This window comes from Sulfitobacter sp. CW3 (assembly GCF_019392245.1).
GTDB lineage: Bacteria > Pseudomonadota > Alphaproteobacteria > Rhodobacterales > Rhodobacteraceae > Sulfitobacter.
In genome coordinates, this window is the sequence record NZ_JAHXRL010000004.1 from 350,208 (window position 1) to 367,462 (window position 17,255).

Here is a 17,255-nt window from a genome sequence, read left to right on the forward strand (position 1 = left end):
CCCCTTTTGCCACGAAGCATCCGCGCCTGCCAGCCGCCATTCTGCTCAGGTGCCTATTTCATTTTGCCAAATAAACTCCCCGCGGAGCGTCCGGTCCTTACGTCATTCCGCGTGGTAAAGATCAAAGGAGAGACTGACCGACAGGGGCATTGGCGTCCAGATGCCGAACCGCAGGCCGGCGGCCCGCAGTCTGTCACCGATCCAGACATTGCAGGTGCGCAGAATGTTAAACTGCCCCTTGGCGGCGAAAAAACCATCGGTCTGATTAAATCCATCGACTGCGGCACTGACAGGCTGGCCATCTGTGTCGGTCGATAAACTGTCCCAAACCTCATCCAGCAGGGCCGCGTATTCCGTATCGGAGAGCTTCAGATGTCTTGCATCCAGATCGTCAGCAAGCGCGCCTGCAATGTCAAAGCGCAAAACAGAGCTATCCCCGATAATGCCACGCCAGATCGCGGGCAGATTTAGATCGCTCAGGGTTCGGGTCTGCGTATAGAAATGACGTGCGCCCCAACCAACCACCAGCCACTCGGCGGCAGGATGATCCAGCCAGATGCCTTTGGCCGCCAGCGGGGCGAACCGTTTCAGCGACATCTCGTCAAGCGGCAGCACCAGATCATAGTGGATCGGGCCGCTGACCAGCAAAATATTGCGTGTTTTTTCAGAGCTGTCAGGCGTTACGCTGCCGGGGATAACTGCGCCAAAAATGGCGGCCATCACATAGAGGGCGGGCACAAGTGCAAGCACGCCCAACCATCTTGCGTGTTGCCTCAGACTTTGCCCTCAAAATCTTGGTGGATGAATTTGCAGTCGCAATAGCCGCATTCAACCCAGCCTTTGTCATGCGGGATTTGCAGCCAGACGCGCGGGTGGCCCAAAGCGCCTTCGCCGCCGTCGCAAGCGACGCGCCATGTGTTCACGATGCGGGTTTCGGGGGCTTGCAATGTCATGTGGTCGTCCTTGGCTTTGGATGCGCTATCGTTATGACCAAACCAAGCCGTCAGGGCAAGGGGTGGGCCATGTTTTGGGCGGCTGAACTCTACAAGTTTGTAATCTAGAATGAATTGGGTTCACCATAGGGTAATCTACAGTTAAAAGATGCAAAACATCTTTAATTTTCGGAGCAATCGTCACATGGCACCCCCCAAACCCGTCGTATTGTGCATCTTGGATGGATGGGGGCAGCGCGCCGACGCCGAGGGTAACGCGCCTTTGCTGGCGAAAACCCCGAATTTTGATTGGATCATGCAGAATTGCCCCAATGCCACGTTGACCACTTTCGGGCCTGATGTCGGCTTGCCCAAGGGGCAGATGGGCAATTCCGAGGTCGGGCACACCAATATTGGTGCTGGGCGCGTTGTGGCGATGGATTTGGGCCAGATCGACCTCGCGATCGAGCAGGGCAGCTTTGCCAAGAACCCGCCGCTGCTGGATTTTATCGACAAGCTGAAAAAAACCGGCGGCACGGCGCATCTGATGGGCTTGGTGTCGGATGGCGGGGTGCATGGTCATTTGTCCCACATGATTGCCGCTGTAAACGCGTTGCACGACCAAGGCATTCCCGTGGTGATTCATGCCTTGACCGATGGCCGCGATGTGGCCCCAAGATCGGCGCTCGGGTATTTTGAGACGTTGAATGAACAACTGCCCGGCGGCGTGCAAATCGCGACTGTCACGGGCCGCTATTTCGCCATGGACCGCGATAACCGTTGGGACCGCGTTGCCAAAGCTTACCGTGCGATTGTTCAGGGGCAGGGCGAAACAACGGCCGCTACGGCGATTGAGGCGGTAAATGCGGCCTATGAGCGTGGCGAAAACGATGAATTCATTCAGCCAACGGTTATTGCCGGCTATGCGGGTGCCAAGGGTGGCGACGGGGTATTCTGTCTGAATTTCCGCGCCGATCGCGCCCGCGAGATTATGGCGGCCATCGGTGCCCCTGATTTCGAGGTGTTTGCGACAGGCGTCAGACCGGACTGGGCTGCCTTGATGGGGATGGCCGAATATTCAGAAGCGCACAGCATTTATACCTCGACGATGTATCCCAAGCCGCAGATCGTGAACACGCTAGGGTCTTGGGTGGCGCAGCATGGTTTGCGTCAGTTCCGGTTGGCAGAGACGGAAAAATACCCTCACGTGACGTTCTTTTTGAACGGAGGCGAGGAAACCCCCGCCACCGGTGAAGACCGCTTTATGCCCAAGTCGCCCGATGTCGCGACCTATGATTTGCAACCCGAGATGTCATCGGCACAGGTAACGGACAGTTTGGTCGACGCAATCACAGACGGCTATGATCTGATTGTGGTCAATTACGCGAACCCCGATATGGTCGGGCACACGGGCGATCTGGGGGCTGCGATCACCGCCTGCGAGGCCGTGGATCAGGGGTTGGGCCGCGTTTTGAAGGCGCTAGATGCCGTGGGCGGTGCGATGATCATCACCGCGGATCATGGCAATTGCGAAACGATGATCGATCCCGAAACGGGTGGGGCGCATACGGCGCATACATTGAACCCCGTACCGGTCGCCGTTGTCGGCGGCCCTGCTGGTGCCCAATTGCGCACCGGGCGGTTGGCCGATCTGGCCCCGACGGTTTTGCAATTGATGGGGATGGAACAGCCTGCCGAGATGACTGGAAAGTCCCTGTTGGAATGATGCGGATTGCCGTCCTTTTTCTGCTGATCTGGCCTTTGGGTGCTTTTGCGCAGACCCAGGCGGCCGATCAGGCGCGCCGTGCGATGGGCGATCTTGAACGGGCATCCGCGAAACTGGATGCCGCAGAGGGTGCCCGTGACCGGGTTCAGGCGTTGACTCAAACGATCCAAGCGTTCGAGGTCGGATTGGGTGCCATGCGTGAAGGGCTGCGCCAAGCCGCGATAAACGAGGCCCAGCTTAGCAAACGGCTGGAGGCCCGCGACGGCGAGGTGGCGCAGTTGCTGGGCGTGTTGCAAAGCATCGGTGGCAATCCATCGCCAACGTTATTTTTGCATCCCGCCGGCCCCATTGGCACGGCCCGCGCTGGCATGTTGCTGGCCGAATTGACGCCTGCATTGAATGCCCGCGCTGACAAGCTGCGGCAGGATTTGGAAGACGTGCAAACCCTGCGGGCGCTGCAAACGGATGCTGCGCAGCGGCTTCAAGACGGGTTGACGGAAATACAGCGCGCCCGCACCGAGCTGAACAAAGCCATGGCCAACCGCACCGAGCTGCCCACGCGGTTCACAGAAGACCCGGTGCGCACGGCGATCTTGATCTCGACGTCGGAAACGTTGTCAGGCTTTGCCAGCGGTCTATCGGAAATGACGACCGACCAGATTGCACCCGCCCCCTTGCACATCGATGGCCAAGTGGGAGAGTTGCCTTTGCCGGTGCAAGGCCTTGTTTTGCGCGCTGCCAACGAGGCGGACGCGGCAGGCGTCGTCCGCCCCGGCATGATACTGGCAACGCGGCCCCGTGCCATTGTGACCACTCCGACAGCAGCAACAATCCGCTATACTGGCGAGCTTTTGGATCTTGGCAACGTGATCATCCTTGAGCCGCGCGCAAATACCCTATTTGTGTTGGCAGGCTTGGATACGGTCTATGGTACGGCGGGTCAGGTGATCGCGGCGGGAACGCCGATTGGTCTGATGGGGGCACCGTCGTTAAGCAGTGATAATGCCTTGTCACCTATTAGTGATGGGGCTGGTGTCGAGCGTTCAGAAACGCTCTACATAGAAGTAAGAGAGAATAATATCCCACAGGACCCGGCAGAATGGTTCCTAACCGACAAGGATGAATGAGCATATGAAGAAATTTGTGATGGCCGCCGTTGGTGGCACGCTGGCAGGCGTGATCGCAACGACGCAAATCGCGGGCCCTTTGCTGGCGCAGGAAGCCGTTAAAACCAGCAATGTCTATGAGCAGCTCGATTTGTTTGGCGACATTTTCGAACGCATCCGCGCCCAATATGTTGAGGAAGTCGACACAGAGGAACTGATCGAGGCTGCGATCAACGGGATGCTGACGTCCCTTGATCCGCATTCCAGCTATCTGTCGCCCAAGGACGCGCTGAAGATGCGCGACCAGACCCGCGGTGAATTTGGCGGGTTGGGCATCGAGGTCACCCAGGAGGAAGGCTTTGTCAAAGTCGTCTCGCCGATTGACGAAACACCTGCCTCTGAGGCGGGGATCGAGGCTGGTGATTTTATCACGCATGTCGACGGAGAAAGCCTGCTGGGTCTGACGTTGGATGATGCGGTTGAATTGATGCGCGGGCCGGTTGGCTCAGAAATCGTTATCACCGTCGTGCGCGAAGGCGAGAGCGAGCCGTTTGACGTGTCCCTGATCCGCGACACGATCCAGTTGACTGCCGTACGCAGCCGCACGGTCGGCAACGCGGTCGTGATGCGTGTCACGACGTTCAACGAACAAACCTATCCCAAGCTTAAGGAAGGTCTGGAAGAACAGATCGAAGCCGCCGGTGGTATCGACAAGGTCAGCGGCATCGTCATCGATCTGCGCAACAACCCGGGCGGTTTGCTGAACCAGGCCATCGCCGTTTCGGATGCGTTCCTTGAGGAAGGCGAGATCGTCAGCACACGTGGCCGCGACGCAGCCGACAGTGACCGGACCAACGCCACACCCGGTGATCTGGCGCAAGGCAAACCCATTGTTGTGTTGATCAACGGCGGGTCTGCATCCGCGTCCGAGATTGTCGCGGGCGCGTTGCAAGATCACCATCGCGCGATTGTTGTGGGCACCAAAAGCTTTGGCAAGGGGTCGGTTCAGACCATCATGCCATTGCGCGGGGATAGCGCCATGCGCCTGACCACCGCACGGTATTATACGCCGTCGGGCCGGTCTATTCAGGCAGTTGGTGTATCGCCTGATATCGTTGTCGCGCAGCCTCCGCTCAAGCCTGCTGGTGAAGAGGATGATGCCGCAAACAGCCGCCCTCTGCGGTCAGAGGCCGACCTGCGCGGGAGCCTGAACAACGACAGCCTGACAGAAGACGAGATCGAGCAGATCATGGCGGATCGTGAAAAGGCCGAAGAAGCGGCGGCTTTGCGGGAAGAGGATTACCAATTGGCCTATGCGATTGACATCCTCAAGGGGCTGTCCGCTTTGGGTCCCAAGAACTGATCCTCAAGGGCACGATAGCCTTTGCAGGTTGAATGAAAACGAAAGGCCGCCCCATGATAGGGCGGCCTTTTCGCTGCGCGGCATAGAAAAAATGCTGCGCAGCATTTTGCGCGGTCAGACAGCTTGCGAAGCGACGAAATTCGCCTTCTGCATAGCGCAGCCGAGGGACTAAATTGGGAGGGTCAGGGGCGCGATACGGCCCCTTAGGTTGTTTCGATGCAATGCCGACGGAATGCGCGTTTCAACATCTCAAGCTCGGCGCGGAGCAGTTCCAGCTCTGCCCGCTGATCGATGTTGGTCACGTCATCCCCGATAATGACGATGTCGCCGATTTTCTGACCGGCCTCACTGTCGGTGACCAGAATAACGTGAATACCATCCGCAATCGCGGTCGCAGGCACGGGGATGGTCAAAGACCAGTGGTCTGCCGTGTCGCTTTTGGCCAGTTTGAAATCCGGTACATTCACGTTGTCATGGGTGACGGCGATGTCGGGCTTGTCGTCACCCGAACCAGAGATGATGCCCTGCCACATCCCTTCAAGCATGCGGGTTTTGGTCAGTTTCAAAGTGCTCATCCAAAAACTCCTAAAGCTGGGCGCGGGGCCGACGCGAGAATGTTAGATCACGCAAAATGATTTCGTTCATTTCGGGGCCCTCAAAAATCAGATCGATCCACGCCTTTTCCACCCGCTTTTCGTTTATGGTGGAATAGGCCAGATCGAATTCGACCATCACGTCCGGTTGATGAACGGGTAGTTCGCGGACGATTTGTTCGGTGTTCGGCCCATGGCGAATATTCAATCGCGCAAATATCTCGATTGGTTTTTCCATCTCGACGATGGTGCGCATCTGCAAAAGATGTGTGCGTTTCAAACCTTCGACGCAGCCATCCGGCAGATCCAGAACAATCGAAAGGAACGACCCGTCAAATCGAAAAACATCAAGGCGCAGGCCGTAAGGGGCCAGGTCTTCCTCGCGCAGGTTGCGCAATTGCCGGATGCCCAGTTCTGACAATGAGCAATCGTGGAAAACGGTTACTTCATCGCCGAGTTTTGCCTTTGGTTTAACCGAGGACAGACCCTGCACAGGCAGCGGGACACGCCACAACATAGGACGCCAAAACCAGTCCGTATCATGTGGCTTGCTGAACTTTGTAGAGCCCACGATGGGCAGTGCCGTGCGTTCTTGGGCGGCTTGAATAAAGCTGTCCAGCCGCGTCTTTAATGCCCAAGCTTCCTGAGTTTGCCGCCGTAGTGTTTCCAAGGGAACATCGGTCGCTTTCTGGGCATTACGCGCCCATTTCCGCAAAACCCATTTAGATAATGCGGCGTTCAAAAGCTGAGTGCCAAATTTGGCCATATGTGCCTGCTGCCCCGTTTTTCGGTAGTCGATGTCGCAGAACTCTATCCTTTGAAGCGCATTGGTTCAAATGAATTGCCGCATGGGTTGGGTGGTCAGTTTCCGAGCGGTGCTTCTTTCGCAGTCTTCGGTGTTGCTTGGATGCTGTTCTCTGCCAGTTTGATCAAGATATCGTGGCCGGCATTGGTGGTGATCACGCCATTTTCGGGTCCGTAAACCGCAATCCCTGCAATCTTGTTGCTGATGCGCGCAGCACCACGCCAATGGGTCGGTGAAAGACCCCCAACCGGTATTTTTCCGACGGCGCGGAAGGTGACTATATCCTTGGTCGCCTTAACGGTGGTGATGTTTTTTAGCCCGCTGGCAGCGGCGATCTCTTTTGCCGAGGGCAGCGTTCCAGTATCGGTATCCGCCAAGCTGATGGTAATCAGCCCAAGCGGCGCAGACCCGGCAGCGGCACGCGCCCCCAAAAGATCGCAGCCCATCATCACCAGAAAGTCGGAGGTTAGGCTGGCCTGATCAATGCAAAACCCGGATGGCGCGACCAGAACCGCGCCCCCGGCCATCACACCCCGTGTCACGGGCGCAGTGGATGTGTTTTTTGAAACGAGGCTGAATTGACCCTGATCAGCTTCGCAAGCTGTCAGGGTCATAAATCCAATCGCGGCTACCGAACCTTTAAAGGTCCATGTAGTCATGGGTTTCCGCCTTTGCACCGGGATGCGTCACGGCACCCAGATAGGTTGGGCCAACAAGCTGCGCGTATTTCCACAATGCACCGCTTTGGTAGTTGGTTTTACGTGCACCCGGCCATGCGGCTTTGCGCTTGGCCATTTCCTCGTCACTTACGTCAACGCTGATGGACCCCTCGATGGCGTTCAGGGTGATCATATCGCCCTCTTGCAGCAGGGCGATAGGCCCTCCGTATGCCGCTTCGGGTCCGACATGGCCCACGCAAAAGCCGCGTGTGGCCCCCGAGAAGCGACCGTCGGTGATCAACGCGACTTTTTTACCCATGCCCTGACCGGACAGGGCCGCTGTTGTCGCCAGCATTTCACGCATGCCGGGGCCGCCAGCCGGACCTTCGTTGCGGATAACGAACACGTCACCCTCTTTGTAGGCGCGGTTTTGGACGGCTTCGAACGCGTCTTGCTCGCACTCAAAGATCAACGCAGGGCCGGTAAAGACGATGTCTTCCTCGGACATACCAGCGATTTTCACGATGGCACCTTCGGGGGCAAGGTTGCCTTTGAGGCCGACAACGCCGCCGGTCTTGCTGATGGGATCGGAAATAGCGTGGATGACTTTGCCGTCTGCCTCGCGTTCGATCATGTCCAGCTCTTCGCCGATGGAGCGACCCGAAGCTGTGATACAATCGGTGTGGATCAGACCCGCTTTGCGCAGTTCTTTCATCACAACGGGCACACCGCCCGCGTCATACAGGTCTTTTGCAACATGCGAGCCGCCCGGCTTCATGTCGACAAAGTAAGGGGTGTCGCGGAAGATTTCGCAAACGTCATCAAGGAAGAAATCAATGCCAGCTTCGTGTGCCATCGCAGGCAGGTGCAGGCCAGCATTGGTCGAACCGCCAGTACACGCGACGATACGCGCCGCGTTTTCGAACGCTTGGCGGGTGCAGATGTCGCGGGCGCGAATATTCTTTTCGATCAGGTTCATGACCGCTTCGCCGGACGCTTCGGCATAGGCATCGCGGGAAACATAAGGGGCTGGCATGCCCGACGAATTCATCAGCGCAAGGCCGATTGCCTCGGACACACAGGCCATTGTGTTGGCGGTGAACTGACCGCCACAGGCACCTGCGGTCGGGCAGGCGACACGCTCAAGAATCTCAAGTGCGGCCTGTGACATGGTGCCGTTCTGGAAATTACCAACCGCTTCGAACATGTCTTGGACGGTCAAATCGCGGCTTGCGAAATCTGCAGGCACGTCTGCACCTTCGGGCGCTTTGCCCGGCAGGATCGACCCACCGTACAAAAAGACAGACGGAACGTTCAGACGGATCATTGCCATCATCATGCCCGGCAGGGATTTGTCACAACCGGCAAGACCCACAATCGCGTCATAACAGTGGCCGCGCATGGTCAGTTCGACCGTGTCGGCAATCGCCTCGCGCGAAGCAAGCGATGACCGCATGCCTTCGTGGCCCATCGCGATACCGTCGGTTACCGTGATGGTGGTGAATTCGCGTGGCGTACCTTGTTGGGCGCGCACGCCGATTTTGACCGCTTGGGCCTGACGGTTCAGCGAGATGTTACAAGGCGCGGCCTCGTTCCAGCAGGTGGCAACGCCAACAAGCGGCTGGTGAATTTCTTCTTCGGTCATCCCCATAGCATAGTAATATGACCGGTGCGGCGCGCGCTCTGGTCCTTCGGTTACGTGCCGGCTTGGCAATTTGGATTTATCAAAACGGTTGTTGGTGGACATCAGCACGCCTCCCTGATTGGACATTTACACCGGAATAGCCATCCAGCCGTTTCGCTGCAAGGCTCAAGCGGTCGGTTGAATAGAGTGCCGTGTGGCCTTAGGTTCTCTCGGACCCCCAGGCGTGACGCCTGCCCAGCGAAAGTGGACCCGCATGGAGCGATCGATTTTTTCCTTTATATGGAAATATTCTAGCCGAGATCAGATCGTTCTTTTGATCCTGACACTTGTCACCTTCCCCTTTCTTTACATCACACTTGAGCTGCCCAAGCGCATTATCAACGATGCCATCGGTGCAGAATCGAACGCGATCAACGTCTTTGGCGTTGAACTGACTCAGGTGCAGTTCCTGCTGACTTTGTGTTTTGCTTATCTGGCATCAGTCTTGGTGCACGGTCTGATGAAAATGCGGCTGAACACGATGAAGGGCGTTTTGTCCGAGCGGCTTTTGCGGCGGTTCCGGTATCAGCTGATTTCACGGATGATGCGGTTTCCGCGCAGCTATTACAGCAACACAAGCCAAGGCGAGCTGGTGTCGATGGTCACATCAGAGGCCGAGCCGATGGGCGGGTTGATGGGTGACGCGGTTGCCCAACCGGTGTTCCAAGCGGGTCAAATGCTGATCATCTTGTTGTTTTTGTTTATACAATCTTTTTGGTTCGGTCTGGCTGGTGTGGCGCTGATCCCATTGCAGGCCTATCTGATTCCGATGCTGCAACGGCAGATCAACCAGTTGAACAAGGCGCGGATCAAAGAGGTACGCGCCCTGTCATCCGAGATCGGTGAAACAGCGGCGGGTATCACCGATTTGCGAACAAATGGGGGCTGGCGGTTTAGGTTGGCCAAATTTACCGACCGTCTAGGATCGCTGTTCAATATCCGTTTCCAGATCTACCAGAAAAAGTTTTTCATGAAGTTTCTCAATAACTTCATTACCCAGCTGACGCCGTTCTTCTTTTACGCCGTGGGCGGCTATCTGGTCATCGCCGGCAGCATTACGGTGGGCGCGCTTGTGGCTGCGCTTGCTGCGTACAAAGACCTATCAAGCCCGTGGAAAGAGCTGCTGACCTACTACAACCAGACGCAGGATATGGCCATCCGCTGGGAGACCGTGACCGAACGCTTTGCCCCGAACAACATGATCCCCGCGCATCTGTTCGAGGGCGAGCCCAAGGAAATTCCGCATCTAAAAGGGCCGATCACTCTGAACCATGTGTCGGTGCGCAGTCCGGACGGGAATTTGCTGCTGGACGACATTAACTTGGACATTCCAATGGGCGCGCGCGTTGCCATCCAGATGCCCAACCAATCCGAACGCAGGGCGTTGGCCGAATTACTAACCCGAGAGATCAGCCCGACGCGCGGATCGATAACGCTGGCCGGGCATGATCTGGCCGATTTGCATCAGGCCGTTCTGGCGGCGCGTATCGGTTACGCCCATGCGCACCCTTATCTGTTCCAGGGGACGATCGGCGACAACCTGTTGATGTCTTTGCGTACCAGCCCGAAAACCGTGCCGTGGGACCCCAAGAAAAAGAACTGGGATGCGATCGAAGCTATCCGCGCGGGCAACAGCCCGGATAGCACCCAAGCAGATTGGCTGGACCCCGGACTGGCAGAACTGAATTCGCGCGAGGACATCAATCACTGGTGGTACCAACTGGTCAGCTCTATCGGGACCAAAGAGATCATGTTCAGACGCATGGTCACGGATTATATGGACCCGAACGACCGACCCGAGCTTGCTGAGAAAATTGTTGGCTTGCGAGATGAAATCTATGAAAGGCTTAAAAAACAGGGGCTTGATACGGCCATTTACCGGTTCGACCCTGATGAATTCAACCCGTCGCTGCCCTTGGGTGGCAACCTGATGTTCGCGGCCCCTATACGCAGTATTTCCCAGACCGCGCTTGCAATGGAACGCAGCTTTCTGGCGATGGTTTTTGATCTGGGCCTTGCCGAACAAGGTATCGCAATCTCGCAAACCGTGGTCGAGGCGTTGCACCACACCTTTGGGCACGACGGCACGGATCACCCGTTGTTTACAGCGCTAGACATCGATGAAGAGCTGTACGAAAAATTGGTCGATATCGCGTTGCGGCGGCGTAATCAGGGGGATGAGGCGCTAAACGAGGATGAATTCGCACTGTTATTGACCGTTCCGTTCGCCTTTACCGCTGAACAGATCGGCCCGGCTTTCCCCGAACCGTTCAAGCGTGAAATTTTGGAAATTCGCAAGCATCAGGGCCAGAAGATGCGCGAGAGAACCAAAGATATGTTTGTGCCAATCGCGCCTGAAACGTATCTGCCGCGTTTCAGCATTCTGGAAAATGCGCTCTATGGGCGGATATCACAGGTCGCAGGGTTGCGGGCTGATCTGGTGATGGATGTCGTGTCGGATGTGTTCAAGGAACATGGTATGAAACAGGATGTGACGGTCAACGCATTCAATATCCCGACCCAAATTGCCGGGTCAAATATCTCGACCGAATTTCAGGAAAGGGCGGCGTTCAGCCGTGCCGCGATTAAGAGACCAGACATAATGGTTCTGGATCAATCGCTTGCCGAGCAGGACGGGGAACGCCTGTCCATCGTGCGCGACAGACTTAGCACTTTGTTGCCGGACACCACGCAGATTTACCTTGATGCTACGTTCTCTCGGCCAGAGGAATTCGATATGTTTATCGAGATCAAAGGCGGGCGCATTGATGGTGTGGCGAAAAGCGAGGCACCGCATCACGGCGATAGCATATCGGGTGATTTGCGCCGCAAGCTGGAAATAGTCTCGCATAATGAGCTGTTCAAAAACCTTACCCCCCGAAATCAACGGCTTTTGGCGTTTGCCGCACAATGGTTCGCAGTGGCAAAGGGGCAAACGATCTTTAGTCAGGGTGAACGGCCTGATGCGGTTTATCTATGCCTTTCAGGCACAAGCGAACTGTTCTGGAAGGATGAAAACGGCGAAATGCACCATGTATCAACGGTTGAAGAAGGCCGCCTGATCGGCGATCTTGCCGTCATTATGGACGAGCCGCGCCAGTTCGATTTTATTGCCCTTGAGGATAGTAAATTCATGCGGATTGGCGGCGAACAGTTCCGGTCGGTTGTTGAGAATGACAAAGTGATTTTGCTAAGCTTGCTTCGAACGGTTTCTTCGCACTTGTCGGGCGCGGCAGATCTGTTGCGTGCCGCGGCTATTGATATCCCCCGAGAGCAAAGAGAGCAGCAACCCACCAAAGGGGAAAGCAGTTGATGCGCGCCTATGCCCCGCACCGGAATTTCATTGCAGCAGCGGTTCCGACTGCCGCGTTGTGGCGTGTTCTGGTTGGGTTTTTAGCGGCCTCGGCCATCTATCTGTTGCTAAATAACATGTTGTTCACGCTGGTTTTCAACATGGTTGGCCCGCAAAACAGCGCGTTTTTTGATGACCTGCTGACAGGCAAAACACCGGCTGCGATGTTTTTGTTGTTGGGCAGCTTTGGGTTGATGACGCTGGGCGTCACGATTGTGGCGCGGGTTCTTCATCGTCGGTCGTTCGCCAGTTTGATCGGGCCGCTTGGCCTTGCGGTTTCGCAGTTCTCTGCGGTTGTGCGCATGCTGGTGATTGTCGGCGCGGTCGTCTTTGTATTGCCCCCTTGGGATTTGGGGGAACCCTACGTTCCCAATCTGGAACTGGGGAAATGGCTGTTACTGCTGCCTTTGTCGCTTGCGGCGGTGTTTTTACAGACCAGCGCCGAAGAAATCGTGTTTCGCGGGTATGTCCAGCAACAGTTGGCGGCACGTTTCAATTCACCGCTTGTATGGATGGTCCTGCCGTCCTTTCTTTTTGCGCTTGGTCACTATTTGCCAAATGACGCAGGTGAAAATGCGTTGATCGTCGCACTGTGGGCGGGGGTGTTCGGGATGTTGATGGCAGACCTGACTGCACGTTCGGGCAGCCTTGGCCCCGCGATTGCCGTGCACTTTTGCAACAACGTGACGGCCATTCTTATCACATCCATGCCGGATGATCTGTCTGGGCTTGCGCTGTATCTGACCCCTTTCAGTATGGCGGACGCCGAAGCAGTACGGGCGTGGCTTCCGGTTGATTTTGTGTTGATGTTGATCAGTTGGCTGGCGGCAAGGTTGGCGATCCGCCGTTGATTGCAATTTACGCCAGAGCAGCATATCTCGGGAATGAAACTGGAGCAGAGGTTCACCATGAACTGGATCAATAACTACGTTCGCCCACGCATCAATTCGATTTTCTCGCGCCGCGAGACGCCGGATAATCTTTGGACGAAATGCGATGAATGCGGGACCATGTTGTTTCACCGTGAGGTGTCGAACAATTTGAACGTTTGCACCAACTGCGGCCATCACATGGCGATCACGCCGCGTGAACGGTTTCAGGCGCTTTTTGACGGCGGCATTTTCACCGAGGTCAAAGTGCCGGCACCCGTCACCGACCCGCTGCATTTTCGCGATCAAAAGAAATATCCTGATCGTTTGAAAGCCGCGCAAAAGCAGACCGGCGAAGCCGAGGCCATGCTTGTTGTGACAGGTGAAATCGGCCGCACGCCCATCGTTGCCGCCGGTCAGGATTTTTCCTTTATGGCCGGCTCCATGGGTATGTATGTCGGCAACGCGATCATTGCCGCCGCCCAAGAGGCGGTTAAGCTTAAGCGCCCGCTGATCCTGTTTTCGGCTGCTGGCGGCGCGCGCATGCAAGAGGGCATTCTGGGCCTGATGCAGATGCCGCGCACGACAATCGCCGTGCAGATGCTGAAAGAGGCGGGTTTGCCCTATATCGTGGTGTTGACCCATCCGACGACGGGTGGTGTTACGGCCAGCTATGCGATGCTGGGCGATGTTCATATCGCTGAACCCAACGCATTGATCGGCTTTGCCGGTGCGCGCGTGATTGAACAGACCATCGGTGAGAAACTGCCAGAAGGGTTCCAGCGCGCTGAATATCTGCTGGATCATGGTATGCTGGACCGCGTGACGCCGCGGCCTCAGCTGCGGGAGGAACTGATCACCATCACGCGTATGCTGCTGGGGCTGCCCCCCGCCGTGCGTGGTGACCTGCCTGCGCCCACAGAGGGCGGCGATTTGCCCCACGCGTTGACGTCGGAAGGCAAGGCAGAAGCACCCAAAAAATGATCCAACAGACATCTGATGACGTGCTGGCGCGGATGATGGCGCTGCACCCAAAGATCATCGACTTGACCCTTGATCGGATGTGGCGACTGTTGGATGCATTGGGCAATCCGCAAAATAACCTGCCGCCCGTGATTCACATCGCGGGCACGAATGGCAAGGGGTCAACTCAGGCGATGATCCGCGCCGGGCTGGAATCGGCAGGTCATCGTGTGCATGCTTATACGTCGCCGCATCTGGCGCGGTTTCATGAACGTATCAGGGTCGCCGGCGATCTGATTACCGAAGCCGACCTGACCGCCGTGCTTGATGAATGTTATGCTGCGAATGGCGGTGGTAACATCACCTATTTCGAAATCACGACCTGCGCGGCCTTGCTTGCGTTTTCACGTACCCCTGCGGATTATACGTTGCTCGAGGTCGGGCTGGGCGGGCGTTTGGATGCCACCAACGTGGTAGATACCCCCGCCCTGACGGTGATCACGCCGGTTTCGATCGATCATCAGCAATATCTTGGCGATACCTTGGGTCAGATCGCGGGTGAGAAAGCGGGCATTATAAAACGCCGCGTGCCTTGTGTCGTCGGTCCTCAGCAAGACGAAGCGATGGATGTGATCGAAGCCGAGGCGGCGCGCCACCACGCGCCACTGTTGGCTTACGGCCAGCAGTGGCATGTCGGGCCGGAGGCCGGGCGCATGGTCTATCAGGACGAAAAAGGTTTGCTGGATCTGCCAAGGCCAAACTTGCTGGGTGCGCATCAAATTAACAATGCAGGGGCAGCCCTTGCCGCTTTGCGCCTGCTTGGCATCGCGGATGACCACTGCGAGGTTGCAGTCACCCGCGCGCAATGGCCCGCACGCATGCAGCACCTCAAGTCGGGGCCATTGGTCGAAACCGCTGAAAACGCTGAACTTTGGTTGGACGGTGGGCACAACCCTGCAGCCGGAGAGGCAATTGCCGATCTGTTGGGGTCCATGCCCAAACGTGCGACCTATTTGATCTGCGGTATGCTGAACACCAAGGACATTGCAGGCTATCTACGCCCCCTTGCGATGCAGGCGGAAAAGCTGGTCGCGGTGTCAATTCCGGGCGAAGCTGCCACGTTGCCCGCGCATGAAACCGCGCAAGCGGCCCGTGCGGTGGGGATGCAGGCAGAGGAAGCCCCTTCGGTGTATCAGGCCCTTGTTGATATTCTAGCCGATGACCCTACCGCGCGGGTTTTGATCTGCGGATCACTGTATCTTGCTGGCGGTGTATTGCGCGAAAACGGTTAGAATTGTCGTCTCTAAAATTGAGAGTGTTTACAGTTTATTGCGCTTGAGGCCGTAGGGTTCAAAGACAGTTTTCTTTGTCTTTGGGGCCGATCTGATGGTGGAATTTCAAGAAAAGCATAATGTGGGCCGGCTGATTTTTGCGGCCCTGCTCTGCTTGATCTTCATCGTTGCCAGCGGTGTCTTGATGTCGGATCGTGATCTATCTTCTCTTCATCTGGCCGCAGTCCCGTTTCCGGAATCCATCACTGAAACGGCGCTGTCTGATCCAGATCTACCGCTACATGCCGCACGCATTTCTGGGATGGGTTCGCAGCCCGCAGTCGTTTTGCACAAGATGCATTCCAAATCGGAAACGGACGTGGCTGGCTTAATCAGCACGGTTACACGGGCGTTTGATGATACCCGATCGGGTTATGCGCTGGAATCCTACTTGGTCTGGGCCATCACGGCTGGAAAATCCGATGCATATATAGATTCCCTGCTAAACAGTGCCGCATCCAAAGGCCACTTTGAAGTTCCGCCGCCGCTCGCAACTCTATCCGGGCGGCTGGATACACCAAGCTTGCTTCGGTCTGTTCTGGTCGCTGCAAAACACAATGACGCAGTAGATAAGCCACTATCAACTGCCGCTTTGCAGGCCTCTCAACAGCATCCGCTTCGTTTATCGGATAGTCTGGCAGGGCTATCGCTGGCCTATTATGGCGATCCGCTGGACCATATGCGTATCGCTGGGGCAAATGACACGTTTAACCGAATAGCCGAAGCACAGGTCGGCCAAATGATTGAAATTCCGGGGTTTTAGCCGCCCCAACCCTCTGCCTGCATTTCCCTTAGGCGCGATGCTGTCCGTTCAAACTCGAAAGTGCCTTCGCCTTCTAGGTACAACATCTCCGGACTGGCGGCAGCAGAGCAGATCAGACGTACTTTGGCCTCATAAAGCGCGTCGATCAGGGTGACGAAACGCTTTGCTTCGTTAAAGTTTGCGCGGCCCAAGGACGGAATGTTGTCCAACAGCAAAACGCGGCACGCTTCGGCAAGGCTTAGATAGTCCGCTGCCCCCAGCGGTTGGCCGCATAATGCATGAAATCCCGCACGGGCGATGCCATTGCGAAACTGGGGGATAACCACATCGCGGCCTTTGACCCGCAGCGTTAGCTCTTCGCCGTCACCCCCTGTCAGATCATCCCAAACAGCATCCATCGCGGCACGGCTTTCTGCGTTAACCGGCGTGAAATAAGATTGCGATCCCGCCAGCCTGTCTTGCCGGTAATCGCGTGGGCTGGTCAGCTCCCAAACCACCATCTTTTCCTTGATAAGCTCGATAAAGGGTAGGAAAAGTTGGCGGTTCAGCCCGTCTTTGTAAAGATCGTCAGGTATACGATTCGATGTGGTCACAACCACAACACCTGCAGCAAAAAGCGCCTGAAACAGCCGCCCGACAATCATGGCGTCGGTGATGTCGGTGATCTGCATTTCATCAAATGCCAGAACTTTGACGGAGGCGGCAACATCCGCGGCAACGGGGGCAATTGCATCATCAACGCCGGTTTTGCGCGCTTCGTGCATTGCGCTGTGTATTTCCTGCATAAACGCATGAAAATGGACGCGCCGGGCGGGTATACCGCCCATGTTATTTGCAAACATATCCATCAGCATTGATTTGCCGCGCCCAACACCACCCCAAAGATAAAGGCCTTTAGGCGGCTCGGGTGCGCGTTTGAAGAACCCCTTTTTTTCAGGGTTAAGCAGGGCATTTCTTATGCGGTCAAATTCGGGCAGCACCGCTTCTTGGGCGGGATCGGGGGCCAGGGTGCCGTCGGCTACACGCTGATCGTAAAGAGTACGCAAATCTGTCATGACAGAGGCTTACATGCTGCCCAAGCGTTTGAAAAGAACGTGGATGCATCACGA

General features: G+C 56.4%; 15 protein-coding genes. 8 read left to right on the plus strand and 7 right to left on the minus strand.

The genetic code is table 11. The features are described from left to right. Nucleotides 1–102 precede the first annotated feature (102 nt). Complete coding sequence (locus KZZ06_RS11755; RefSeq protein WP_308340018.1) at nt 103–750, minus strand: TIGR02117 family protein; 648 nt, start codon at nt 748–750, stop codon at nt 103–105. A gap of 23 nt (nt 751–773) precedes the next feature. Next, nucleotides 774–953 carry a zinc-finger domain-containing protein gene (locus KZZ06_RS11760; RefSeq protein WP_219580229.1) on the minus strand — a complete coding sequence of 60 codons (180 nt, stop codon included), beginning with the start codon at nt 951–953 and terminating at the stop codon, nt 774–776. A gap of 184 nt (nt 954–1,137) precedes the next feature. On the opposite strand from KZZ06_RS11760, the gene gpmI reads away from it, so the two are divergent. The 3 genes from gpmI to KZZ06_RS11775 are packed head-to-tail and all read left to right on the plus strand — an operon-like array spanning nt 1,138 to nt 5,127. Further along, nucleotides 1,138–2,658, plus strand: a complete 1,521-nt coding sequence (gpmI, locus tag KZZ06_RS11765) for a 2,3-bisphosphoglycerate-independent phosphoglycerate mutase (RefSeq protein ID WP_219580230.1) — start codon at nt 1,138–1,140, stop codon at nt 2,656–2,658. After that, on the plus strand, nt 2,655–3,785 hold the full coding sequence (locus KZZ06_RS11770; protein WP_219580231.1) for a murein hydrolase activator EnvC: 1,131 nt from the start codon (nt 2,655–2,657) through the stop codon (nt 3,783–3,785). The genes gpmI and KZZ06_RS11770 overlap by 4 nt, the downstream gene beginning before the upstream one ends. A 4-nt stretch (nt 3,786–3,789) precedes the next feature. Further along, the gene (locus KZZ06_RS11775; protein ID WP_219580232.1) at nt 3,790–5,127 is read left to right on the plus strand and encodes a S41 family peptidase; all 1,338 of its coding nucleotides are present in this window, start codon (nt 3,790–3,792) and stop codon (nt 5,125–5,127) included. Between the two features lie 203 nt (nt 5,128–5,330). Here KZZ06_RS11775 and KZZ06_RS11780 read toward each other — a convergent pair whose 3' ends face one another. From KZZ06_RS11780 to ilvD, 4 genes are all read right to left on the minus strand, one after another. Continuing rightward, nucleotides 5,331–5,702, minus strand: coding sequence for a hypothetical protein (locus tag KZZ06_RS11780; protein WP_219580233.1), 372 nt, complete (start codon nt 5,700–5,702; stop codon nt 5,331–5,333). Between the two features lie 10 nt (nt 5,703–5,712). Continuing rightward, nucleotides 5,713–6,486 (minus strand): DUF6478 family protein, encoded by a 774-nt coding sequence (locus KZZ06_RS11785; protein ID WP_219580234.1) that lies wholly within the window; start codon nt 6,484–6,486, stop codon nt 5,713–5,715. A 95-nt stretch (nt 6,487–6,581) separates the two neighbouring features. After that, nucleotides 6,582–7,184, minus strand: coding sequence for a hypothetical protein (locus tag KZZ06_RS11790; RefSeq protein WP_219580235.1), 603 nt, complete (start codon nt 7,182–7,184; stop codon nt 6,582–6,584). Further along, complete coding sequence (ilvD, locus tag KZZ06_RS11795; RefSeq protein ID WP_219580236.1) at nt 7,165–8,931, minus strand: dihydroxy-acid dehydratase; 1,767 nt, start codon at nt 8,929–8,931, stop codon at nt 7,165–7,167. The genes KZZ06_RS11790 and ilvD overlap by 20 nt, the downstream gene beginning before the upstream one ends. 151 nt (nt 8,932–9,082) lie before the next feature. Between ilvD and KZZ06_RS11800 the strand changes: the two genes are divergently transcribed. The 5 genes from KZZ06_RS11800 (at nt 9,083) to KZZ06_RS11820 (ending at nt 16,146) form a co-directional block, all read left to right on the plus strand. Next, nucleotides 9,083–12,181: an ABC transporter transmembrane domain-containing protein gene (locus KZZ06_RS11800; RefSeq protein ID WP_219580237.1), complete on the plus strand. Its 3,099-nt coding sequence runs from the start codon at nt 9,083–9,085 to the stop codon at nt 12,179–12,181. Further along, entirely contained in the window at nt 12,181–13,071 is an 891-nt protein-coding gene (locus KZZ06_RS11805; protein ID WP_219580238.1) for a CPBP family intramembrane glutamic endopeptidase, read from the plus strand. The genes KZZ06_RS11800 and KZZ06_RS11805 overlap by 1 nt, the downstream gene beginning before the upstream one ends. Before the next feature lie 57 nt (nt 13,072–13,128). Beyond that, nucleotides 13,129–14,073: an acetyl-CoA carboxylase, carboxyltransferase subunit beta gene (gene accD / locus KZZ06_RS11810; protein WP_219580458.1), complete on the plus strand. Its 945-nt coding sequence runs from the start codon at nt 13,129–13,131 to the stop codon at nt 14,071–14,073. Beyond that, nucleotides 14,070–15,344 (plus strand): folylpolyglutamate synthase/dihydrofolate synthase family protein, encoded by a 1,275-nt coding sequence (locus KZZ06_RS11815; protein ID WP_219580239.1) that lies wholly within the window; start codon nt 14,070–14,072, stop codon nt 15,342–15,344. Before accD ends, KZZ06_RS11815 begins: the two co-directional genes overlap by 4 nt. A gap of 94 nt (nt 15,345–15,438) precedes the next feature. Next, nucleotides 15,439–16,146 carry a hypothetical protein gene (locus KZZ06_RS11820; protein ID WP_219580240.1) on the plus strand — a complete coding sequence of 236 codons (708 nt, stop codon included), beginning with the start codon at nt 15,439–15,441 and terminating at the stop codon, nt 16,144–16,146. Here KZZ06_RS11820 and zapE read toward each other — a convergent pair. Continuing rightward, nucleotides 16,143–17,201 carry a cell division protein ZapE gene (zapE, locus tag KZZ06_RS11825; protein ID WP_219580241.1) on the minus strand — a complete coding sequence of 353 codons (1,059 nt, stop codon included), beginning with the start codon at nt 17,199–17,201 and terminating at the stop codon, nt 16,143–16,145. The genes KZZ06_RS11820 and zapE overlap by 4 nt on opposite strands. Nucleotides 17,202–17,255: the final 54 nt, after the last annotated feature.

Bases quoted from the DNA above. Each gene is read 5' to 3' on its own strand.
- KZZ06_RS11760 (WP_219580229.1), bottom strand. From the start codon at position 953: ATGACATTGCAAGCCCCCGAAACCCGCATCGTGAACACATGGCGCGTC.
- gpmI (WP_219580230.1), top strand. From the start codon at position 1,138: ATGGCACCCCCCAAACCCGTCGTATTGTGCATCTTGGATGGATGGGGG.
- KZZ06_RS11770 (WP_219580231.1), top strand. From the start codon at position 2,655: ATGATGCGGATTGCCGTCCTTTTTCTGCTGATCTGGCCTTTGGGTGCT.
- KZZ06_RS11775 (WP_219580232.1), top strand. From the start codon at position 3,790: ATGAAGAAATTTGTGATGGCCGCCGTTGGTGGCACGCTGGCAGGCGTG.
- KZZ06_RS11780 (WP_219580233.1), bottom strand. From the start codon at position 5,702: ATGAGCACTTTGAAACTGACCAAAACCCGCATGCTTGAAGGGATGTGG.
- KZZ06_RS11785 (WP_219580234.1), bottom strand. From the start codon at position 6,486: ATGGCCAAATTTGGCACTCAGCTTTTGAACGCCGCATTATCTAAATGG.
- KZZ06_RS11790 (WP_219580235.1), bottom strand. From the start codon at position 7,184: ATGACTACATGGACCTTTAAAGGTTCGGTAGCCGCGATTGGATTTATG.
- ilvD (WP_219580236.1), bottom strand. From the start codon at position 8,931: ATGTCCACCAACAACCGTTTTGATAAATCCAAATTGCCAAGCCGGCAC.
- KZZ06_RS11800 (WP_219580237.1), top strand. From the start codon at position 9,083: ATGGAGCGATCGATTTTTTCCTTTATATGGAAATATTCTAGCCGAGAT.
- KZZ06_RS11805 (WP_219580238.1), top strand. From the start codon at position 12,181: ATGCGCGCCTATGCCCCGCACCGGAATTTCATTGCAGCAGCGGTTCCG.
- accD (WP_219580458.1), top strand. From the start codon at position 13,129: ATGAACTGGATCAATAACTACGTTCGCCCACGCATCAATTCGATTTTC.
- KZZ06_RS11815 (WP_219580239.1), top strand. From the start codon at position 14,070: ATGATCCAACAGACATCTGATGACGTGCTGGCGCGGATGATGGCGCTG.
- KZZ06_RS11820 (WP_219580240.1), top strand. From the start codon at position 15,439: ATGGTGGAATTTCAAGAAAAGCATAATGTGGGCCGGCTGATTTTTGCG.
- zapE (WP_219580241.1), bottom strand. From the start codon at position 17,201: ATGACAGATTTGCGTACTCTTTACGATCAGCGTGTAGCCGACGGCACC.